Genomic DNA, 853 nt, shown 5'->3' with positions numbered 1-853 from the left:
ACCCGCGGCTGCGCCGCCGGCACGGCGCGCTATCTTGTCGGGTCGCCACTCCGTGTGGCCCCTCGCCGACGTGAAGGACGCAGCCATGACCCGAGCCCGGTCCACGGGCATCGCCCTGCTGGCGCTCGTACTCGCCCTCATAGCGGCGCTGATGGTGTCGTCCGCCGACGCCGGGAGCGATGCCGGGGCCTCCGGCGGCACCGGCGGCGCCGGCTGGACGGAGGACCACCCGCGCGCGGGGAAGCGGAAGTTCGCCGTCACCGCGCTGTCCAGCCGGCCGGACGCGGTGAGCGGCGGCGACGCGCTGCTGCGGGTCACCCTGCCCGGAGGCACCCCGCCCGGCTCCGTGCGGATCGCCCTGAACGGCCAGGACGTCACCGGCGCCTTCAGCGCGGGCGCGGACGGTCTGACCGGCCTCGTCACGGGGCTGCGGAAGCGCGCCAACACCGTTGTCGCACGGGCGTCCTCCGGCGTCACCGCGCGGCTGCGGCTGACCAACCACCCCGCCGCGGGCCCCGTCTTCTCCGGCCCGCACCAGCGGCCGTACGTGTGCGAGACCGAGCACTTCACGCTCCCGGTGCTCGGCGGCACCCTCGGCGAGCCGCTGGACGCCGACTGCTCGGTGCGCACCCGGGTCGACTACTTCTACCGCACCACCGGCGGCGCGTTCCGCCCGCTGCCCGGCGGCGCCGACGCCGCGCTCTACCCCGCCGACCTCGCCATGACCACCACCTCGACGGGCCGGAAGGTGCCGTTCGTCGTCCGGATGGAGACCGGCACCCGCAACCGCGCCGTGTACCAGACGACAGTGCTGCACGACCCCGTGGGCGAGCCCGACCCCACCCCCCTCACC

Annotated in this window: 1 protein-coding gene; it reads left to right on the top strand. The window is 75.8% G+C overall.

The window, feature by feature from the left end; genetic code table 11:
• Positions 1–85: 85 nt before the first annotated feature.
• The coding region (locus G5C65_RS37885; RefSeq protein WP_241266358.1) for a DUF6351 family protein at positions 86–853 on the top strand (768 nt) is incomplete at its 3' end.

The sequence above is a fragment of the Streptomyces boncukensis genome (assembly GCF_011045075.1).
Classification (GTDB): Bacteria; Actinomycetota; Actinomycetes; order Streptomycetales; family Streptomycetaceae; genus Streptomyces; species Streptomyces boncukensis.
Note: the sequence above shows the minus strand (reverse complement) of the source record. Positions and strands in the feature narration are given on the sequence as shown.